At 42.7% G+C, this 16,175-nt stretch carries 13 protein-coding genes, 16 tRNA genes and 2 rRNA genes; 6 read left to right on the top strand and 25 right to left on the bottom strand.

Annotation, left to right across the window (positions count from 1 at the left end):
- Positions 1 to 10 precede the first annotated feature (10 nt).
- Both NST15_RS04495 and NST15_RS04490 read right to left on the bottom strand, forming a co-directional pair.
- Positions 11 to 778: an ABC transporter ATP-binding protein gene (locus NST15_RS04495; RefSeq protein ID WP_065460046.1), complete on the bottom strand. Its 768-nt coding sequence runs from the start codon at positions 776 to 778 to the stop codon at positions 11 to 13.
- Between the two features lie 162 nt (positions 779 to 940).
- A complete protein-coding gene (locus NST15_RS04490; RefSeq protein WP_008349111.1) occupies positions 941 to 1,096 on the bottom strand; it encodes an FbpB family small basic protein in 156 nt (51 codons plus the stop codon).
- A 265-nt stretch (positions 1,097 to 1,361) separates the two neighbouring features.
- On the opposite strand from NST15_RS04490, the gene NST15_RS04485 reads away from it, so the two are divergent.
- Positions 1,362 to 2,654: a homocysteine synthase gene (locus NST15_RS04485; protein ID WP_008349114.1), complete on the top strand. Its 1,293-nt coding sequence runs from the start codon at positions 1,362 to 1,364 to the stop codon at positions 2,652 to 2,654.
- A gap of 42 nt (positions 2,655 to 2,696) precedes the next feature.
- On the opposite strand, the gene lepB is transcribed toward NST15_RS04485, so the two are convergent.
- Both lepB and NST15_RS04475 read right to left on the bottom strand, forming a co-directional pair.
- A complete protein-coding gene (gene lepB, locus NST15_RS04480) occupies positions 2,697 to 3,263 on the bottom strand; it encodes a signal peptidase I (RefSeq protein WP_017360387.1) in 567 nt (188 codons plus the stop codon).
- A gap of 156 nt (positions 3,264 to 3,419) precedes the next feature.
- Positions 3,420 to 5,363, bottom strand: a complete 1,944-nt coding sequence (locus NST15_RS04475) for an LTA synthase family protein (RefSeq protein ID WP_017360388.1) — start codon at positions 5,361 to 5,363, stop codon at positions 3,420 to 3,422.
- A 534-nt stretch (positions 5,364 to 5,897) separates the two neighbouring features.
- Between NST15_RS04475 and NST15_RS04470 the strand changes: the two genes are divergently transcribed.
- The 5 genes from NST15_RS04470 (at position 5,898) to NST15_RS04450 (ending at position 8,693) form a co-directional block, all read left to right on the top strand.
- Positions 5,898 to 6,701, top strand: coding sequence for a DUF2262 domain-containing protein (locus NST15_RS04470; RefSeq protein ID WP_060780908.1), 804 nt, complete (start codon positions 5,898 to 5,900; stop codon positions 6,699 to 6,701).
- Positions 6,702 to 6,719: 18 nt separating this feature from the next.
- Positions 6,720 to 7,409: a DUF1963 domain-containing protein gene (locus NST15_RS04465; RefSeq protein WP_342498902.1), complete on the top strand. Its 690-nt coding sequence runs from the start codon at positions 6,720 to 6,722 to the stop codon at positions 7,407 to 7,409.
- 64 nt (positions 7,410 to 7,473) lie between these two features.
- A complete protein-coding gene (locus NST15_RS04460) occupies positions 7,474 to 7,767 on the top strand; it encodes a hypothetical protein (RefSeq protein WP_024719925.1) in 294 nt (97 codons plus the stop codon).
- Between the two features lie 117 nt (positions 7,768 to 7,884).
- Entirely contained in the window at positions 7,885 to 8,076 is a 192-nt protein-coding gene (locus NST15_RS04455; protein ID WP_017360392.1) for a hypothetical protein, read from the top strand.
- 71 nt (positions 8,077 to 8,147) lie between these two features.
- On the top strand, positions 8,148 to 8,693 hold the full coding sequence (locus tag NST15_RS04450) for a histidine phosphatase family protein (RefSeq protein WP_342498901.1): 546 nt from the start codon (positions 8,148 to 8,150) through the stop codon (positions 8,691 to 8,693).
- Positions 8,694 to 8,735: 42 nt separating this feature from the next.
- Here NST15_RS04450 and NST15_RS04445 read toward each other — a convergent pair whose 3' ends face one another.
- The 21 genes from NST15_RS04445 to NST15_RS04345 all read right to left on the bottom strand — a co-directional run bounded on the left by NST15_RS04445 (position 8,736) and on the right by NST15_RS04345 (position 16,090).
- The gene (locus NST15_RS04445) at positions 8,736 to 9,440 is read right to left on the bottom strand and encodes a hypothetical protein (RefSeq protein WP_035392623.1); all 705 of its coding nucleotides are present in this window, start codon (positions 9,438 to 9,440) and stop codon (positions 8,736 to 8,738) included.
- A gap of 119 nt (positions 9,441 to 9,559) precedes the next feature.
- Positions 9,560 to 10,354, bottom strand: coding sequence for a phosphotransferase (locus NST15_RS04440; RefSeq protein WP_342498900.1), 795 nt, complete (start codon positions 10,352 to 10,354; stop codon positions 9,560 to 9,562).
- A 415-nt stretch (positions 10,355 to 10,769) separates the two neighbouring features.
- Positions 10,770 to 11,195: a hypothetical protein gene (locus tag NST15_RS04435; protein ID WP_342498899.1), complete on the bottom strand. Its 426-nt coding sequence runs from the start codon at positions 11,193 to 11,195 to the stop codon at positions 10,770 to 10,772.
- A 254-nt stretch (positions 11,196 to 11,449) separates the two neighbouring features.
- Positions 11,450 to 11,531 (bottom strand) — tRNA-Leu (locus tag NST15_RS04430).
- A gap of 38 nt (positions 11,532 to 11,569) precedes the next feature.
- Positions 11,570 to 11,658 (bottom strand) — tRNA-Leu (locus NST15_RS04425).
- A 14-nt stretch (positions 11,659 to 11,672) separates the two neighbouring features.
- Positions 11,673 to 11,743, bottom strand: a tRNA-Cys gene (locus NST15_RS04420).
- Positions 11,744 to 11,748: 5 nt separating this feature from the next.
- Positions 11,749 to 11,823 (bottom strand) — tRNA-Gly (locus NST15_RS04415).
- A gap of 7 nt (positions 11,824 to 11,830) precedes the next feature.
- Positions 11,831 to 11,902: transfer RNA gene (locus tag NST15_RS04410), tRNA-Gln, on the bottom strand.
- A gap of 9 nt (positions 11,903 to 11,911) precedes the next feature.
- A tRNA-His gene (locus NST15_RS04405) sits at positions 11,912 to 11,987 on the bottom strand.
- A 24-nt stretch (positions 11,988 to 12,011) separates the two neighbouring features.
- A tRNA-Trp gene (locus NST15_RS04400) sits at positions 12,012 to 12,085 on the bottom strand.
- A 13-nt stretch (positions 12,086 to 12,098) separates the two neighbouring features.
- Positions 12,099 to 12,183: transfer RNA gene (locus tag NST15_RS04395), tRNA-Tyr, on the bottom strand.
- A 15-nt stretch (positions 12,184 to 12,198) separates the two neighbouring features.
- A tRNA-Thr gene (locus tag NST15_RS04390) sits at positions 12,199 to 12,271 on the bottom strand.
- Between the two features lie 6 nt (positions 12,272 to 12,277).
- Positions 12,278 to 12,353 (bottom strand) — tRNA-Phe (locus NST15_RS04385).
- Positions 12,354 to 12,372: 19 nt separating this feature from the next.
- A tRNA-Asp gene (locus tag NST15_RS04380) sits at positions 12,373 to 12,449 on the bottom strand.
- A 14-nt stretch (positions 12,450 to 12,463) separates the two neighbouring features.
- A tRNA-Met gene (locus NST15_RS04375) sits at positions 12,464 to 12,540 on the bottom strand.
- Positions 12,541 to 12,555: 15 nt separating this feature from the next.
- A tRNA-Val gene (locus tag NST15_RS04370) sits at positions 12,556 to 12,631 on the bottom strand.
- A gap of 32 nt (positions 12,632 to 12,663) precedes the next feature.
- Positions 12,664 to 12,738, bottom strand: a tRNA-Glu gene (locus tag NST15_RS04365).
- Positions 12,739 to 12,755: 17 nt separating this feature from the next.
- Positions 12,756 to 12,846, bottom strand: a tRNA-Ser gene (locus NST15_RS04360).
- A gap of 4 nt (positions 12,847 to 12,850) precedes the next feature.
- Positions 12,851 to 12,925 (bottom strand) — tRNA-Asn (locus NST15_RS04355).
- Between the two features lie 9 nt (positions 12,926 to 12,934).
- Positions 12,935 to 13,050, bottom strand: a 5S ribosomal RNA gene (gene rrf / locus NST15_RS04350).
- Between the two features lie 109 nt (positions 13,051 to 13,159).
- Positions 13,160 to 16,090, bottom strand: a 23S ribosomal RNA gene (locus NST15_RS04345).
- Positions 16,091 to 16,175 lie beyond the last annotated feature (85 nt).

Below are 16,175 nucleotides of genomic sequence, written 5' to 3'. Positions count from 1 at the left end.
TTTGACCTCCTTAAATTCCTGAGCCATTCGTCAGTAACAGCTCATCTGTTTTCTCAAATTCTGAAAGCACCTTTTGTCTTAAGCTCTGAAAAGCTGTTGACGTTCTATTCCGCGGGAATGGTAAGTTCACGGGAAGGATTTTATGAATTCGGCCGGGTCTTGCTTGTAACAGCACAATTTCATTGGCTAAATAAATGGATTCGTCAATATCATGAGTGATAAGCACCATCGTTGTTCTTTTCTCCTGCCAAATATCCAGCAGCACATCCTGTAAGTGTTTCCGTGTAAATGCATCTAGCGCACCAAAAGGTTCATCAAGCAATAAAATCTCCGGATCACGCAGGAGTGCTCTTGCAATAGCAACACGTTGTGACATCCCGCCTGAAAGCTCATGTGGATAGGCGTGTTCAAAACCTTTTAACCGAACAATTTCAATTAATTCGTCCACTTTGCGGCGAACAGCTGCTTGTTTTAAATTGAAATTGGCAGCGATATTTTCTTCGACCGTCAGCCATGGAAATAAGCGATGCTCTTGAAAAATAAAGCCCTGTTTCATTCCTGGTTCTGTCACACGCCTTTCTCCTATCACGATCTGCCCATCATAATCTGTATCAAGCCCTCCAATCATCTTCAGCAATGTACTTTTCCCGCAACCGCTCGGACCAATCACCGTCACGAATTCACCAGGAACGATGGTGAGCCTTACGTTTTCAAGTACTTGAATGGTTTGTTTGTCTTTCCAAAAAGACTTATCCACAATATCAATGGAAATAGTCAATGCAAGTTCACTCCTCTTGTCATCAGATAGATACACAGAAAGGCCCTTATCCCAAAAGAGAGATAAGAGCCTTCGTTTTGTCCGATCAGCTTTTCATATTGAGTTGTTAGCACCATCCTAAATCATATTATTCCTATAAATCAACTATATTTTATAAAATGGTTATTTCGACCTTGTATGTTTTTCATCAATACGATCGTAAATGGCTTCTATTCGTTCTTGATTGCTGTAAATCTCATATTTGTTACGCTCAATCAAAATGTCTAATGTGATATCCATATGTTTTCTGTATTTTTTTCGTTTTTTCTTTTTCTCCATCTTCAACTTCCCTCCTGATTAAAATAAAAAAAGGCCCTTCACTCATGTCTGAGTGAACGAGCCTTCGGTTGACCGATCAGCGATTCTTGTTGGTATTTTCAGTATGCTTATGTTAATACATACTATTCCGACATGTCAACTATATTTATTGTTTTTTCAGATTTATCTAAAAAATGATTGACCGTGCACTAAACAAGATTTATAGTCTTATTAAATATTTCTTATTAAAGTAGTTGGTTTTATCTAACAAAAGGAGGATACACACATGTCAGAAGAACTTCAATTTCGTTTAGAAACAAAAGCAATACACGCAGGTCAAGAACTGGATTCAGCCACCTATTCAAGAGCTGTACCTATTTACCAAACAAGCTCTTTCGGTTTTAGAGATAGTGAGCATGCGGCGAATTTATTTGGACTTCAGGAACCCGGTAATATTTATTCACGTATTATGAACCCGACAAATGATGTGTTTGAAAAACGGATCGCTGAGCTTGAAGGTGGAATTGGTGCACTTGCTGTCTCCTCAGGACAAGCAGCGACCACTTACTCCATTTTAAACATTGCAGGAGCTGGTGACGAAATCGTATCCTCCAGCAGTCTGTATGGCGGCACATATAATTTATTTGCTCATACATTAAAAAAGCTCGGAATTACAGTGAAATTTGTGGATTCCTCAAACCTTGAAGAACTTGAAGCAGCCATTACAGATAAAACAAAAGCCGTGTATGCAGAGAGCATCGGAAATCCAAAAGGCGACATTTTACATATTGAAGCCGTATCAGCCATTGCACACAAGCACCATATCCCTCTAATTGTGGATAACACACTTGCCAGCCCTTATTTGTTAAGACCGATTGAATTTGGCGCAGACATTGTCGTCCATTCAGCGACGAAATTCATCGGCGGCCATGGCACATCCATTGGCGGAGTCATCGTCGACAGCGGCAAGTTTCCTTGGAGTGATAGTGATAAGTTCAAAGGACTGACGGAACCAGACCCTAGCTATCATGGTCTGACGTATACAGAAGCGATTGGTGAAGCGGCTTATATCACAAAAGCACGTGTACAGCTCTTACGTGATCTAGGGGCGGCTTTATCACCATTCAACTCATTTTTACTCTTGCAAGGCTTAGAAACATTGCATCTTCGCCTTGAACGCCACAGTGAAAATGCATTGAAGACAGCACAATTTTTACAAGATCATCCTCTTGTAGAATGGGTCAGCTATCCAGGTCTTGAAGGCCATGAATCCTTTGAGCTGGCTCAAACTTATTTACCAAAAGGACAAGGCGCCATCCTCACATTCGGCATTAAAGGTGGCAAAGACGCAGGAAAAAAACTCATTGATTCGGTTCAGCTTTTCTCACATCTTGCAAACGTAGGCGACTCTAAGTCACTCATCATCCACCCTGCCAGCACAACGCATCAGCAATTAAGTGAAGCAGAGCAAAAAGCCACAGGGGTGACACCAGAACTTATTCGTTTATCTGTTGGAACAGAAGCGATTGAAGATATTCTGGCAGATCTAGAACAGGCGATTTCAAAAAGCCAGTCTTAACCAAACAAAAAAAGCACACGCCTGTGTGCTTTTTCTTATTGATTAGTGATTGATTAATCGAATATCTTGGAAGGGATAAAACACGAATGATGTTGTCCCTTGAATATCACTCTTTGTAAAAAGACCTAAACCGTTGCGACTGTCCATTGAGTTTTGGCGGTTGTCACCCATGACAAAGTACTTTCCTTTAGGGACTGTAAGAGGACCAAAATCAGGTGTCAGCAAGGTGCCATCTGCGGCAGCTTTCTTTTTGTTTGATGCTAAATAAGGCTCCGCCACTTTTTGACCGTTCACATATAGCTGGTCATTTTTCATTTCGATTTTATCACCAGGTAAACCAATCAATCGTTTCACATAGTGAGTACTGCGGTCTTCCCCATCAAGAACAATGATCTGTCCGCGTTTATAATCGCCGAAGTAATCCACTGTTTTATTCACAAACACCCGCTCTGTATTATGCAGTGTCGGTTCCATAGAAGTCCCCTTTACAATATACGGTGCGAATAAAAAGTTACGAATGATAAAAACAGCAATAAATGCGATTAAGATGGCTTTGATCCAGCCCCATAATTCTGATTTCTTTTTTTGTGTTTTTGTATTTGTTGTCATAAGCTCCTCCTGAAATCCCCTAGGACAAAATGAGTTATCGCCAGCTGACCGCTAGCGCCACGCTTGTTTCTCCCTAAATATAAACATATTTTGCCAACAAATCAAGCTGTAAGAGAGAAAAAGGCAAGCACCTTTCTGTGCTTGCCCAAAACTCAGTTAGTTAGCAGAAGAATCCGCTTCTGTCTCTTTGTTTGTTTTACCATAGAAATAATCAGATGGATTCACTGGTTTAAAATCAGATAGCTTATGGAATCGAAGAAGATCCCTGTACAGCACTTTATCTGAAAGGCTTAACTGATTATCAACACGGGCTTTAATCGCTTCTGTCTTTTTGTTTTGTTTCACAACTTTACCCGTTTTTGTATCGTAGACGGTATTATCTACAAGGGTATATTTTGGTGTCACATAGTTTCCGTTACGGAATGCAACAGTTTGATCATGCTTTTTAGAAAATAGATCTGTCCCAAAATTCACAAACTCGTTTGAATCAATACCCTGCAAATGAAGAAGCGTCGGCATCACGTCTACTTCACCGCCATACGTATGATTCACGCCGCCTTGTTTACCAGGGATCCGAATCATGAGCGGTACACGCTGATTTTGTGCATTTTGATATGGCGTAATTTCTTTCCCTTGAATCTCACTCATTGCACGGTTATGGTTTTCAGAAATACCGTTATGGTCACCATATAATAGAATCACTGAGTCTTTATACAGACCTGATTTTTTCAAGTCCTTAAAGAATTGTTCTAATGACTCATCCAAGTATCTCGCTGTTTGGAAATAATTATCCACTGTTTTATCGCCAGTTGTTGCCTTAGCGATTGTCGCATCTTTCTCATCTAAATTAAATGGATAATGGTTGGTCAATGTCATTAAGTGTGCATAAAATGGCTTTTTCATTGATTCTAACATTGGGATTGATTCTTTAAAGAACGGTTTATCCTTCAGACCCATGTTTACAAGGTTTTCTTCATCCATGTTGTAATAAGATGCATCGAAGAATTGATCAATTCCCATATGTTTATAAATCGTATCACGGTTCCAGAAAGATTTATAATCCCCGTGAAGCACTGCACTCGTATAGCCTGCTTTTTGATCTAAGATGGCAGGAAGTGATTGGAAAGTATTTTCACCTTTTGTCACAAACGCTGCACCCTCTGGCAAGCCAAACATACTATTATCCATCATGAGCTCAGCATCAGAAGTCTTCCCTTGACCAGTCTGGTGGAAGAAGTTATCAAAATACGTAAAATCTTCTTTTCCATGAGCTAGTTTGTTTAAAAACGGCGTCACTTCTTCTCCATTTAACTTGTAGTCAATTAAAAATGACTGGAAGCTTTCTAAATGGATTTTGATGATGTTTTTCCCTTTTGCTTGACCAAAGTATTCTGCATTTGGTTTCGCATAGTGAGAGGTCGTATAGTTCACGACATCCGTTAAATCATCACTACTCGCATTTGCTACCTGCGTTGCATTTTGTGCGGTTTGCACGCCGTCATAAATCGCATAGTTATAAACACCTAAATATTTCACAATATACTTATGATCAAATGTTCTCGTCAATAATTCTGGACGATCTTTTTCAGCTAAGTGTAGGTTAACGAAGAACAGTCCAACACCTGCAGCCACAATCAGCAGTGCGAAAGTTTTTTTCATTTGGAACTTCTTCACTTCTGGTCTCCAAATGACAATGGCAATTAAAATGATGATATCAAGGAAGTACAAAAGGTCATGCGGCTTAATACTTGCTAACACACCGCCAGTCATACCTCCCCCAAGATTACCGGCTTGTTTCATTGTGGGGAATGTTAAAAAATCATCAAAGAAACGATAGTACGCTACATTCGCATATAAAAGTGCGGTCATAATAAAATCAATGACAATTAAAACAATGGCCGATTTACGCCCCTTCAAAAAGAGAGCAAGTCCTAAAAACACGATGGCTGAACTGAATGGATTTAATAAGAGAAGACCCTCTTGAAAAGATCCCTTCACTCCTAAATTAAAGTCCATTTTGTAGGCTGTGTACGATTTTGCCCAAAATAGAAGAACAGCCAAAACAAAAAAGCTATATTTGTTCGCAAATATTTTTTTCATAAAACCTCTTCTTTCTTATTTTCGATCTGATATAAATGAAATCATAAAAAATTTACATTGATTTTGCAAATGTAAATCTTCTGCACCAAGCATTCCGATGCTCTTTTCTCCGCAGGTTACATGTGCTCCTTTAATATAACGAATAAGAAGCATCATAAGTTTCAAAAAAAATACGAGTAAATAAAAGGAAAAATATCCATTTACATTAAATTTACTGCCGCTTCATGTTTCAGAGAATGATGAAGGTTTTGTAAATCACTCAGTACTACTTTACTTTTTTCATCTAATCGTGTCAAAGTAATTATAAAGAAAAGGAAGAATCACCTAGGCTTTTCGACTCACTTAGCCAAATTTATACAAAATCCGAACCAATTTGCTTTTTTATTGTGACTCAACCTCCAGCAATCCATGTATCCTCTCTGCTACCACAAACCTAAAAAACAGTTTTAAGCAAAAAAAGCTTGATTTCCCCTGCCAATGTACGGTGTGATAAAGGTATAGCTCCATCAAATAAATCAAGCTGGGGGACATTCTATGAAATCAAACAAACAAGTCAACATATTTGAACAAAGATTCTCAGAAGAAGTGATAGACATCATGGCTGTTACAGGACCTTCTGGAGTCGGCGCAGGAAAAGCGGGAAAAGAAACTCTTTGGACTGCTTCAATCCCACTCATTGCATGGAAGGAAAAAGACCGCATCGTAACCGAAAAAGTAAGACTGTGCTGGTTAACAGATGAAAAGGGATTACGGGAAAAACAAGCGCAATTACATAAAGAATCTATCGTCACACTTCAAGTACGTAAAGGTGAAGGTGAATTCATGCTCGTTTCACTTGTTGATACAGATACTGAAGATAAGGAACTTCAAGAAATATTAGAAGAAGCTCAACAACCTATCTTTTACCACGATGACAAGCTGGGTACCTTTGAATTAGTGAAAGGACTAGACTTATTTGAAACAACCATCCAGTGGGGCAATGAGGAGTGCCTTCTTTACTTCAATCTTGAAGAAGAGGAAGAAATGAATGACTCTCTGAAAACGGCTAGACAACTCGTAGAAGAGCAGACGACATGGGATGCCTCCATGAAGTCATATGCAGCAAATCAGCTGATTGAACTAGCAAAAGATTGGCAGGAACAAGACGACTCCGCTGAAAATTCAGAAGAGATCACACCGGATCAATTTATCAGCCGCATCTCTCTTGAAAGCCTCCATGCTTATCCAAATGGAGAATTCGAAGCCTACTATCATGACGGAGATTTATTTTGGGGACATGTCATCATTGTCTCTGGCAATATGAATGGAACGTTCCAAGATGCACACATTGCTGGCTAAAGAATGGAGGATAGATAAATGAAGATCAAAGCTTTTGACGAATTAAATCAACTAGGAAAAACACCTATTTTAGCCAAAATAGGCGGGTTTCGCCCTGATCCATCTAAGTACAGCTGGTTTGCTGGTCATTTTTTCATCCAACGTGATAAAGGGTGGCCGGCAGATCAAGATGGAGCTATGATTCCCATTTTACAAATGTATTTACCCGAAGTACCAGGGGGAATGAACGGCTTTGATGAATGTAAGTTGATTCAAATTTTCATCAACAAGAAAACCCTTCCGGTCGATATCGCCAAAAACGGTGAGGGCTGGAAACTCATTGAATATTCATCAATGGAAGGATTAGAAATCGCTGAGACCCCTGAAGACGTGAAAGGAATGAAACCTTTCCAAATAGAGTGGCTCGAAGGGGAACAACCGGATTATCCATGCTGGGAGGAAGCTTGGTCATACGTTGACTTATCAGAGGTTAATGAAAGTGAAGAAGCGACAGATCATTTCTTCGAGCATTACTCAAACTACTCGTTCACAAAAATCGGTGGATACGGAGCTTACATCCAATCTCCTCCCCACCAAATGTCAGGAGAATTCATGCTGCAAATCGCCTCAGAGGAAAAACCTCGGTTCATGATTGGTGATAACGGCACGATGTATTTCTATTACGACAAAGACAATAAAGAATGGTTCATGCACTGGGATTGTTTTTAAAACCAATTGAAAGGAACCATTCCCCTTTCTAAACGTAATAAACGATATGAAGGGGGTCAGTGATATGGGATTCATTTTAGACATCTTCAATCTTGCTCTGTATATCCCTTTTTTACAGGTAGATGAAGATGATATATCACGGAATGCAGCACAGCTAAAAAAATACAGCTGGTTTCAAGCGTTATTAAGTGATCAAACGAGCAGAGAGCTGATCATTTATGATCAAGGAGTCCGGCGTGTAATTGGTCAATTTAAGACGAGTAAACTCCATAAGAAGCCATACAACATCAGATGCGAACGAAAGGTACAACAAGCCATACACCGTGCCATGTCAAAACACGGAAAGATCCGCACTTAGCTGTGGCTCTTTCCGTACAAATGTAATAAATCCTTTTGAAGAAAACAATTGACGCTCGGACAACTCTCCCCGTATATTATGTATAAATCCATCTTTTTTTAGAAAAGGGGGCCTCACATGCGCTTGTTTAAGAACTGGAGAAAAAAGCAGCACAAACAGCCGATTACTTCAGAAACGCAAGAAGACAGCATCCCAATTAACTTTTCCACCCTTCCCTTTGGCACAGACACCATAGATGATTTTTTGTTCAACTTAGACCTAACCTCAAAACTGATAGATCCATACAAAGAAGCAGACACGAACAAATAGAACCTCAACTTTCGTGAACCCTCATCCAATATTGGATGATTTTTTTATACTTAGAGGAAGGTGTACCCCCTATGAAGACATATTATTTCGTCAGACACTGTCAAGCAGATGGACAATCCGAGGATGCGTCTTTAACGCCTCAAGGCATCACACAATCGCATGAACTCGCACAGTTTTTTTCCGGCATTCAGCTCAACCACATCATCTCAAGTCCTTATAAACGAGCGATTCAAACCGCTGAGCCCCTTGCTTATGCCAAACAAATAAAGGTACAAATTGACAAACGGCTCTCTGAACGTAGGTTAAGCAGTCAACCAATGAAGAATTGGTATGAAAAACTAAAGCTCAGTTTTTCGGACTTGCATATGACCTGTGAAGGCGGAGAGTCGAGCCAAGAAGCGATGAATCGTATTGTAGAGGCACTCTATGAACAAATAAAATTAGGAAGAGATCATACTTTATTCGCCACTCATGGCAATATTATGAGCCTGCTTCTAAAACACGCCGATCCCGCAATTGGATTCAAGGAGTGGGAACAACTAAGCAATCCAGATGTCTACATCCTGAAATATTTTAAAGCAGACCATGTAGAAATAGAAAGAATATGGCATAAATAAAAAAGGCAGGGTTGACCCCAGCCTTTTTCTTATGAAAAACAACTATTGATTATAGTAAAATGTCTGTACCCACTCATAGGGCTTCTTACGATCCGCACACCATTTCACAAAGCCTCTTGTCTCCGTCTGCTGAAATTCCTTCCAGTCCGATAAAAGCTGGTTATAGTAGACTGCTAGTTTTTCAACATTGCTTTGAACATTTTTATCTTCGATCAGTTTCATGACATCTTGAATCCCTTGAATTCGCTCATGATCTTTCTCATAGGTGCTTAAATAAAGTTCTTCATGTATATGATGAAACGAATACCACAAAGCCGAGAAATAGGTTTCGCAAATTTGAACAATCACTCGCTGCTCTTTGCTGCCTCCCATCTCTAATGCCTTCAATAAATAGGGCAGACCTTCCCCCTGATGCACAAACAAGCCTTGCCAGCGATACGGTCTCACATCCATTGGATCAATATTTTCCCACTCTCGAAGAACAGGGTGGATCACCCCATGTACCAATGGATACACAAGCAAATGATGACCATCCTCAAAACGTTCAATGTAATCAAACAGCCAAACAACAAATGAACGCCGTGCTGTAAATTCGTTCTTATTCATCTCTTTAACAAAAGACTGAAGAACCTTTAACGCATCTTTACGCAGACCCTGTTCTTTCCTTACACAGTACTGTCTAAAAAGCGGATAATCATGTGATCGCTCATCTTCAATAATAGTCTGTAATATCGTCTTCATTTGCAAGATAACAACTCCGCCTCTTTACATTCATTTTATTGAACTATTATAACCAATTGTAACATCCACATGAAACTAGTAAAAAGATGAGTTGTCCTTTTTCTTTTATAAAACCCTTGGCATCCTCAAATCCATTCTTTTCTGTGTTCATGAATGAATTGTATGTCTTTTTGATAATGTTCAAGGTGCCCGTCATGAATCATTTTTTGAAAGGCTCTATCCCCTTCACTCGCTTTTCGCTTCATGTATTGACATAAACCTTCTAAACGCAGCAACACCATGTCCACATAATCTTCTGGTATTTCCTCACCATAAGCTTCAAAAAACAGTTTGACTCTATACTTTATATGGGCTGCATGCTCTAATGTATGATAATTTACGACCTCCCCTGTTTCAGTACGAAAAAACCTACTGAGAGGGACACATGTATAGAGAGTATATGCAATATCCCAAAGCCTTGGACCAGGGGCAGCTACATCAAAATCAATGATTCCCACTGGCTTTTTATTTTTGAAAATAATATTGTACATCGCAAAATCATTATGGCACACAACCTCTATGTTGTTAGGCGTATTGTCCATTCGTTCCCAATCGTCTGAAATGGGAAAATCACAAACAGCATCATGGTACAGTCTAAGCATTTTCGCTAATTCTTTTAAAGCATTGTGAGAGTACATGTATTCTTTTAAGGGATCATGACCGGCCTCACCTTCAATGAAGGACAAGATCTCTCTACCTTTTTCATCAACCCCCAAAAACGTTGGAGCATAGGAGAAATTCTTTTTTTCTAAATGCTTTAGCAGCTTTTGTATATTCATATTGTCTGACTTTACCTCTCTGCGAACCGTATCTCCTGAACGATATACGTTGGAGACATTTCCACCTGTCAATAACTCTTCATGATCATTTTGTTTTTTCATAAATTCTCCCCCAAACTGGGTCACAATGATGATGCAAGCTAAAGATGTGTATGTACCCACAAATATTCATTTAGTTACACAAAGGTAATTCACTGTTTTATGTGAATGCGCCAATCCATTCTGTTTCCTTATATGGTTAAATGTATCGTACCAAATGTTGCAAATCATCTAAAGTTTATTCTGTTAAAAGTAGTACATGCTCATTCTATTCTAATAGGATTCTATTTTCATCTAAATAACTCATTTAAACCACAAAAAAACGTTTCACCACGAGGGTGAAACGTTAGGTTCACGGTAAAAACCAAACTTTTAATAGATACCGGTGGCCGGAGTCGAACCGACACTACGTGATAAATGATTCCAAAAAGGCAAGGTATACCCTCTTAAAGTAAAGCAGCCGTTAATGAAATAAGAATTAAAGTTCTTCTTGATATATTGCTGATTTTATCGGCTTTAAAGTCAAAGGAATTTTAAACTCATGAATACTTTCAATATGATGAAAAAAATGATCTATATCGTCATAATCCATTGACCATTCTTCTACCACCTTTAACTTTTTTAACTCGCTTGTTGGTTTAAATAAAAATTCACAGTGCAGTTGTTCCATGTGAGAATAATCATCTTTTTCATAAATTGTAAACTGACGTACAAAATCAAGATGAAATAGTTCCTCTCCTGTAAAATCATAGACACCACACTGAAATAAAATTTCTTTATCTTCTTCGCCCTCAACGGTCTCCTTTGAAAAAGCCTTAAATGTTTCCCAAACCTTATTTATCTCATCGGTCTCTTCACCGATGCTATCTTTAAGATAACTTTCAGCATTTTTAACCGTAATCATTACAACACCTCCTATGTACAATTGATCCAATCCATCTTCAATTGTCCTGCCCCTTTAGTTTAATCATAAGGTAACCATCAATAAAGTAAAAGTTAATCTCCTTTGAACACGATTTGAAGTAATTTTTCCGTGTGAAAAATCAGCTAAACAACAAATAAAAAACGCCCTCCTACAATTTGTAGAAAGACGTTTTAAACGTTAATATTCCTTAATTCTTCTGTAATTGACGATAATAAAGAATATCTTAAACTAGATACCGGTGGCCGGGGTCGAACCGGCACTCCGTGAGGAACACGATTTTGAGTCGTGCGCGTCTGCCAATTCCGCCACACCGGCATGATCATTAAAGAGCGCAACTTATAATAAATAAAAAATGGTGCCGAGGGCCGGACTTGAACCGGCACGGTAGTCACCTACCGCAGGATTTTAAGTCCTGTGTGTCTGCCAATTCCACCACCCCGGCAGTCTTTTCAAAAAAGGCGACACCCGGATTTGAACCGGGGATAAAGGTTTTGCAGACCTCTGCCTTACCACTTGGCTATGCCGCCATAATTGGAGCGGAAGACGGGATTCGAACCCGCGACCCCCACCTTGGCAAGGTGGTGTTCTACCACTGAACTACTTCCGCATATCAACTGGGCTAGCTGGATTCGAACCAACGCATGACGGAGTCAAAGTCCGTTGCCTTACCGCTTGGCTATAGCCCAATAATAAAATGGGGCGATTGATGGGAATCGAACCCACGAGTGCCAGAGCCACAATCTGGTGCGTTAACCACTTCGCCACAACCGCCATAGATGTTATGAATCATATAATTGGCAGGGGCAGTAGGAATCGAACCCACACCGGAGGTTTTGGAGACCTCTGTTCTACCGTTAAACTATGCCCCTATGAAAATAAAAATGGTGGAGGGGGGCGGATTCGAACCGCCGAACCCGGAGGGAGCGGATTTACAGTCCGCCGCGTTTAGCCACTTCGCTACCCCTCCACATTTGAAAAACAGTGCCGGCAAGAGGACTTGAACCCCCAACCTACTGATTACAAGTCAGTTGCTCTACCAATTGAGCTACACCGGCAAATAGTGGTGGCTCGGGACGGAATCGAACCGCCGACACACGGATTTTCAGTCCGTTGCTCTACCAACTGAGCTACCGAGCCAAGTATTCTTTTTAAAAAATGGCGGTCCGGACGGGACTCGAACCCGCGACCTCCTGCGTGACAGGCAGGCATTCTAACCAACTGAACTACCGGACCAATAAAGATAAATTTGGTTGCGGGGGCAGGATTTGAACCTGCGACCTTCGGGTTATGAGCCCGACGAGCTACCGAACTGCTCCACCCCGCGACGATATAAAAGATATGGTGGAGGATGACGGGCTCGAACCGCCGACCCTCTGCTTGTAAGGCAGATGCTCTCCCAGCTGAGCTAATCCTCCGAATAAAATGCTGGTATGTATTTCTATAAAAATGGTGACCCGTACGGGATTCGAACCCGTGTTACCGCCGTGAAAGGGCGGTGTCTTAACCGCTTGACCAACGGGCCCTTTATTATGTAAATTGTGGCGGAGAGCAAGGGATTCGAACCCTTGAGACGGGGTTACCGCCTACACGATTTCCAATCGTGCTCCTTCGGCCACTCGGACAGCTCTCCAAATTGGCTCCGCAGGTAGGATTCGAACCTACGACCGATCGGTTAACAGCCGATAGCTCTACCACTGAGCTACTGCGGAATGAAGAAAGCCTGGCGATGTCCTACTCTCACAGGGGGAAACCCCCAACTACCATCGGCGCTGAAGAGCTTAACTTCCGTGTTCGGTATGGGAACGGGTGTGACCTCTTCGCCATCATCACCAGACAATTTAGTGACAAAAGATATTATACTATGTATTACAAATAAATCAAGAGATTTTTGAAAAATGTTCTCTCAAAACTAGATAACAATGTTCATTTTTCACATTAGAATATAGGTTAAGTCCTCGATCTATTAGTATCTGTCAGCTCCACGTGTCACCACGCTTCCACCTCAGACCTATCAACCTGATCATCTTTCAGGGATCTTACTTCCTTGCGGAATGGGAAATCTCATCTTGAGGGGGGCTTCATGCTTAGATGCTTTCAGCACTTATCCCGTCCGCACATAGCTACCCAGCGATGCCCTTGGCAGAACAACTGGTACACCAGCGGTGCGTCCATCCCGGTCCTCTCGTACTAAGGACAGCTCCTCTCAAATTTCCTGCGCCCGCGACGGATAGGGACCGAACTGTCTCACGACGTTCTGAACCCAGCTCGCGTACCGCTTTAATGGGCGAACAGCCCAACCCTTGGGACCGACTACAGCCCCAGGATGCGATGAGCCGACATCGAGGTGCCAAACCTCCCCGTCGATGTGGACTCTTGGGGGAGATAAGCCTGTTATCCCCGGGGTAGCTTTTATCCGTTGAGCGATGGCCCTTCCATGCGGAACCACCGGATCACTAAGCCCGACTTTCGTCCCTGCTCGACTTGTAGGTCTCGCAGTCAAGCTCCCTTGTGCCTTTACACTCTGCGAATGATTTCCAACCATTCTGAGGGAACCTTTGGGCGCCTCCGTTACATTTTAGGAGGCGACCGCCCCAGTCAAACTGCCCACCTGACACTGTCTCCCTGCCCGATAAGGGCAGCGGGTTAGAAGGTCAATACAGCCAGGGTAGTATCCCACCGATGCCTCCACCGAAGCTAGCGCTCCGGTTTCCAAGGCTCCTACCTATCCTGTACAAGCTGTACCAACATTCAATATCAGGCTGCAGTAAAGCTCCACGGGGTCTTTCCGTCCTGTCGCGGGTAACCTGCATCTTCACAGGTACTATAATTTCACCGAGTCTCTCGTTGAGACAGTGCCCAGATCGTTGCGCCTTTCGTGCGGGTCGGAACTTACCCGACAAGGAATTTCGCTACCTTAGGACCGTTATAGTTACGGCCGCCGTTTACTGGGGCTTCAATTCGCACCTTCGCTTACGCTAAGCGCTCCTCTTAACCTTCCAGCACCGGGCAGGCGTCAGCCCCTATACTTCGCCTTACGGCTTCGCAGAGACCTGTGTTTTTGCTAAACAGTCGCCTGGGCCTATTCACTGCGGCTTCTCGGGGCTTTAACACCCTAAGAAGCACCCCTTCTCCCGAAGTTACGGGGTCATTTTGCCGAGTTCCTTAACGAGAGTTCTCTCGATCACCTTAGGATTCTCTCCTCGCCTACCTGTGTCGGTTTGCGGTACGGGCACCTCTCACCTCGCTAGAGGCTTTTCTTGGCAGTGTGGAATCAGGAACTTCGCTACTAAATTTCGCTCGCCATCACAGCTCAGCCTTCACGGGAAACGGATTTGCCTATTTCCCAGCCTAACTGCTTGGACGCGGATATCCAATACCGCGCTTACCCTATCCTCCTGCGTCCCCCCATTGCTCAAATGGTGAGGAGGTGGTACAGGAATATCAACCTGTTGTCCATCGCCTACGCCTTTCGGCCTCGGCTTAGGTCCCGACTAACCCTGAGCGGACGAGCCTTCCTCAGGAAACCTTAGGCATTCGGTGGACGGGATTCTCACCCGTCTTTCGCTACTCATACCGGCATTCTCACTTCTAAGCGCTCCACCAGTCCTTCCGGTCTGACTTCACTGCACTTAGAACGCTCTCCTACCACTGTTCGTAAGAACAGTCCGCAGCTTCGGTGATACGTTTAGCCCCGGTACATTTTCGGCGCAGAGTCACTCGACCAGTGAGCTATTACGCACTCTTTAAATGGTGGCTGCTTCTAAGCCAACATCCTGGTTGTCTAAGCAACTCCACATCCTTTTCCACTTAACGTATACTTTGGGACCTTAGCTGGCGGTCTGGGCTGTTTCCCTTTCGACTACGGATCTTATCACTCGCAGTCTGACTCCCAAGGATAAGTCATCGGCATTCGGAGTTTGACTGAATTCGGTAACCCGGTAGGGGCCCCTAGTCCAATCAGTGCTCTACCTCCGAGACTCTTACCTTGAGGCTAGCCCTAAAGCTATTTCGGAGAGAACCAGCTATCTCCAGGTTCGATTGGCATTTCACCCCTACCCACACCTCATCCCCGCACTTTTCAACGTGCGTGGGTTCGGGCCTCCATTCAGTGTTACCTGAACTTCACCCTGGACATGGGTAGATCACCTGGTTTCGGGTCTACGACCACGTACTCATGCGCCCTATTCAGACTCGCTTTCGCTGCGGCTCCGCATCTTCTGCTTAACCTTGCACGGGATCGTAACTCGCCGGTTCATTCTACAAAAGGCACGCCATCACCCGTTAACGGGCTCTGACTACTTGTAGGCACACGGTTTCAGGATCTATTTCACTCCCCTTCCGGGGTGCTTTTCACCTTTCCCTCACGGTACTGGTTCACTATCGGTCACTAGGGAGTATTTAGCCTTGGGAGATGGTCCTCCCGGATTCCGACGGAATTTCACGTGTTCCGCCGTACTCAGGATCCACTCTGGAGAGAACAACATTTCAGTTACAGGGCTGTTACCTTCTTTGGCGGGCCTTTCCAGACCTCTTCGCTTATATCGTTCCTTTGTAACTCCGTATAGAGTGTCCTACAACCCCAAGAGGCAAGCCTCTTGGTTTGGGCTGTTCCCGTTTCGCTCGCCGCTACTCAGGGAATCGCATTTGCTTTCTCTTCCTCCGGGTACTTAGATGTTTCAGTTCCCCGGGTATGCCTTCTCATACTCTATGTATTCAAGTATGGATACTACTCCATTACGAGCAGTGGGTTTCCCCATTCGGAAATCTCCGGATCAAAGCTTGCTTACAGCTCCCCGAAGCATATCGGTGTTCGTCCCGTCCTTCATCGGCTCCTAGTGCCAAGGCATCCACCGTGCGCCCTTTCTAACTTAACCATTTCTTACTTTAGAAAGAATCACTATGTGTGATGAACTTTGCATTGCATTCAATGTGAATGTATTACTTATTGTTATCTAGTTT

The organism is Bacillus sp. FSL R5-0820 (assembly GCF_038593385.1).
GTDB classification, from domain to species: Bacteria; Bacillota; Bacilli; order Bacillales; family Bacillaceae; genus Bacillus; species Bacillus altitudinis.
This window is presented reverse-complemented; position numbering and strand designations above follow the sequence as displayed.

What these genes read in the sequence shown, in the direction of transcription:
- NST15_RS04455 (WP_017360392.1), top strand. Translation starts at nt 7,885, where the DNA reads ATGCGCTTGTTTAAGAACTGGAGAAAAAAGCAGCACAAACAGCCGATT.
- NST15_RS04440 (WP_342498900.1), bottom strand. Translation starts at nt 10,354, where the DNA reads ATGAAAAAACAAAATGATCATGAAGAGTTATTGACAGGTGGAAATGTC.
- NST15_RS04475 (WP_017360388.1), bottom strand. Translation starts at nt 5,363, where the DNA reads ATGAAAAAAATATTTGCGAACAAATATAGCTTTTTTGTTTTGGCTGTT.
- NST15_RS04465 (WP_342498902.1), top strand. Translation starts at nt 6,720, where the DNA reads ATGAAGATCAAAGCTTTTGACGAATTAAATCAACTAGGAAAAACACCT.
- NST15_RS04460 (WP_024719925.1), top strand. Translation starts at nt 7,474, where the DNA reads ATGGGATTCATTTTAGACATCTTCAATCTTGCTCTGTATATCCCTTTT.
- NST15_RS04435 (WP_342498899.1), bottom strand. Translation starts at nt 11,195, where the DNA reads ATGATTACGGTTAAAAATGCTGAAAGTTATCTTAAAGATAGCATCGGT.
- NST15_RS04470 (WP_060780908.1), top strand. Translation starts at nt 5,898, where the DNA reads ATGAAATCAAACAAACAAGTCAACATATTTGAACAAAGATTCTCAGAA.
- lepB (WP_017360387.1), bottom strand. Translation starts at nt 3,263, where the DNA reads ATGACAACAAATACAAAAACACAAAAAAAGAAATCAGAATTATGGGGC.
- NST15_RS04485 (WP_008349114.1), top strand. Translation starts at nt 1,362, where the DNA reads ATGTCAGAAGAACTTCAATTTCGTTTAGAAACAAAAGCAATACACGCA.
- NST15_RS04490 (WP_008349111.1), bottom strand. Translation starts at nt 1,096, where the DNA reads ATGGAGAAAAAGAAAAAACGAAAAAAATACAGAAAACATATGGATATC.
- NST15_RS04450 (WP_342498901.1), top strand. Translation starts at nt 8,148, where the DNA reads ATGAAGACATATTATTTCGTCAGACACTGTCAAGCAGATGGACAATCC.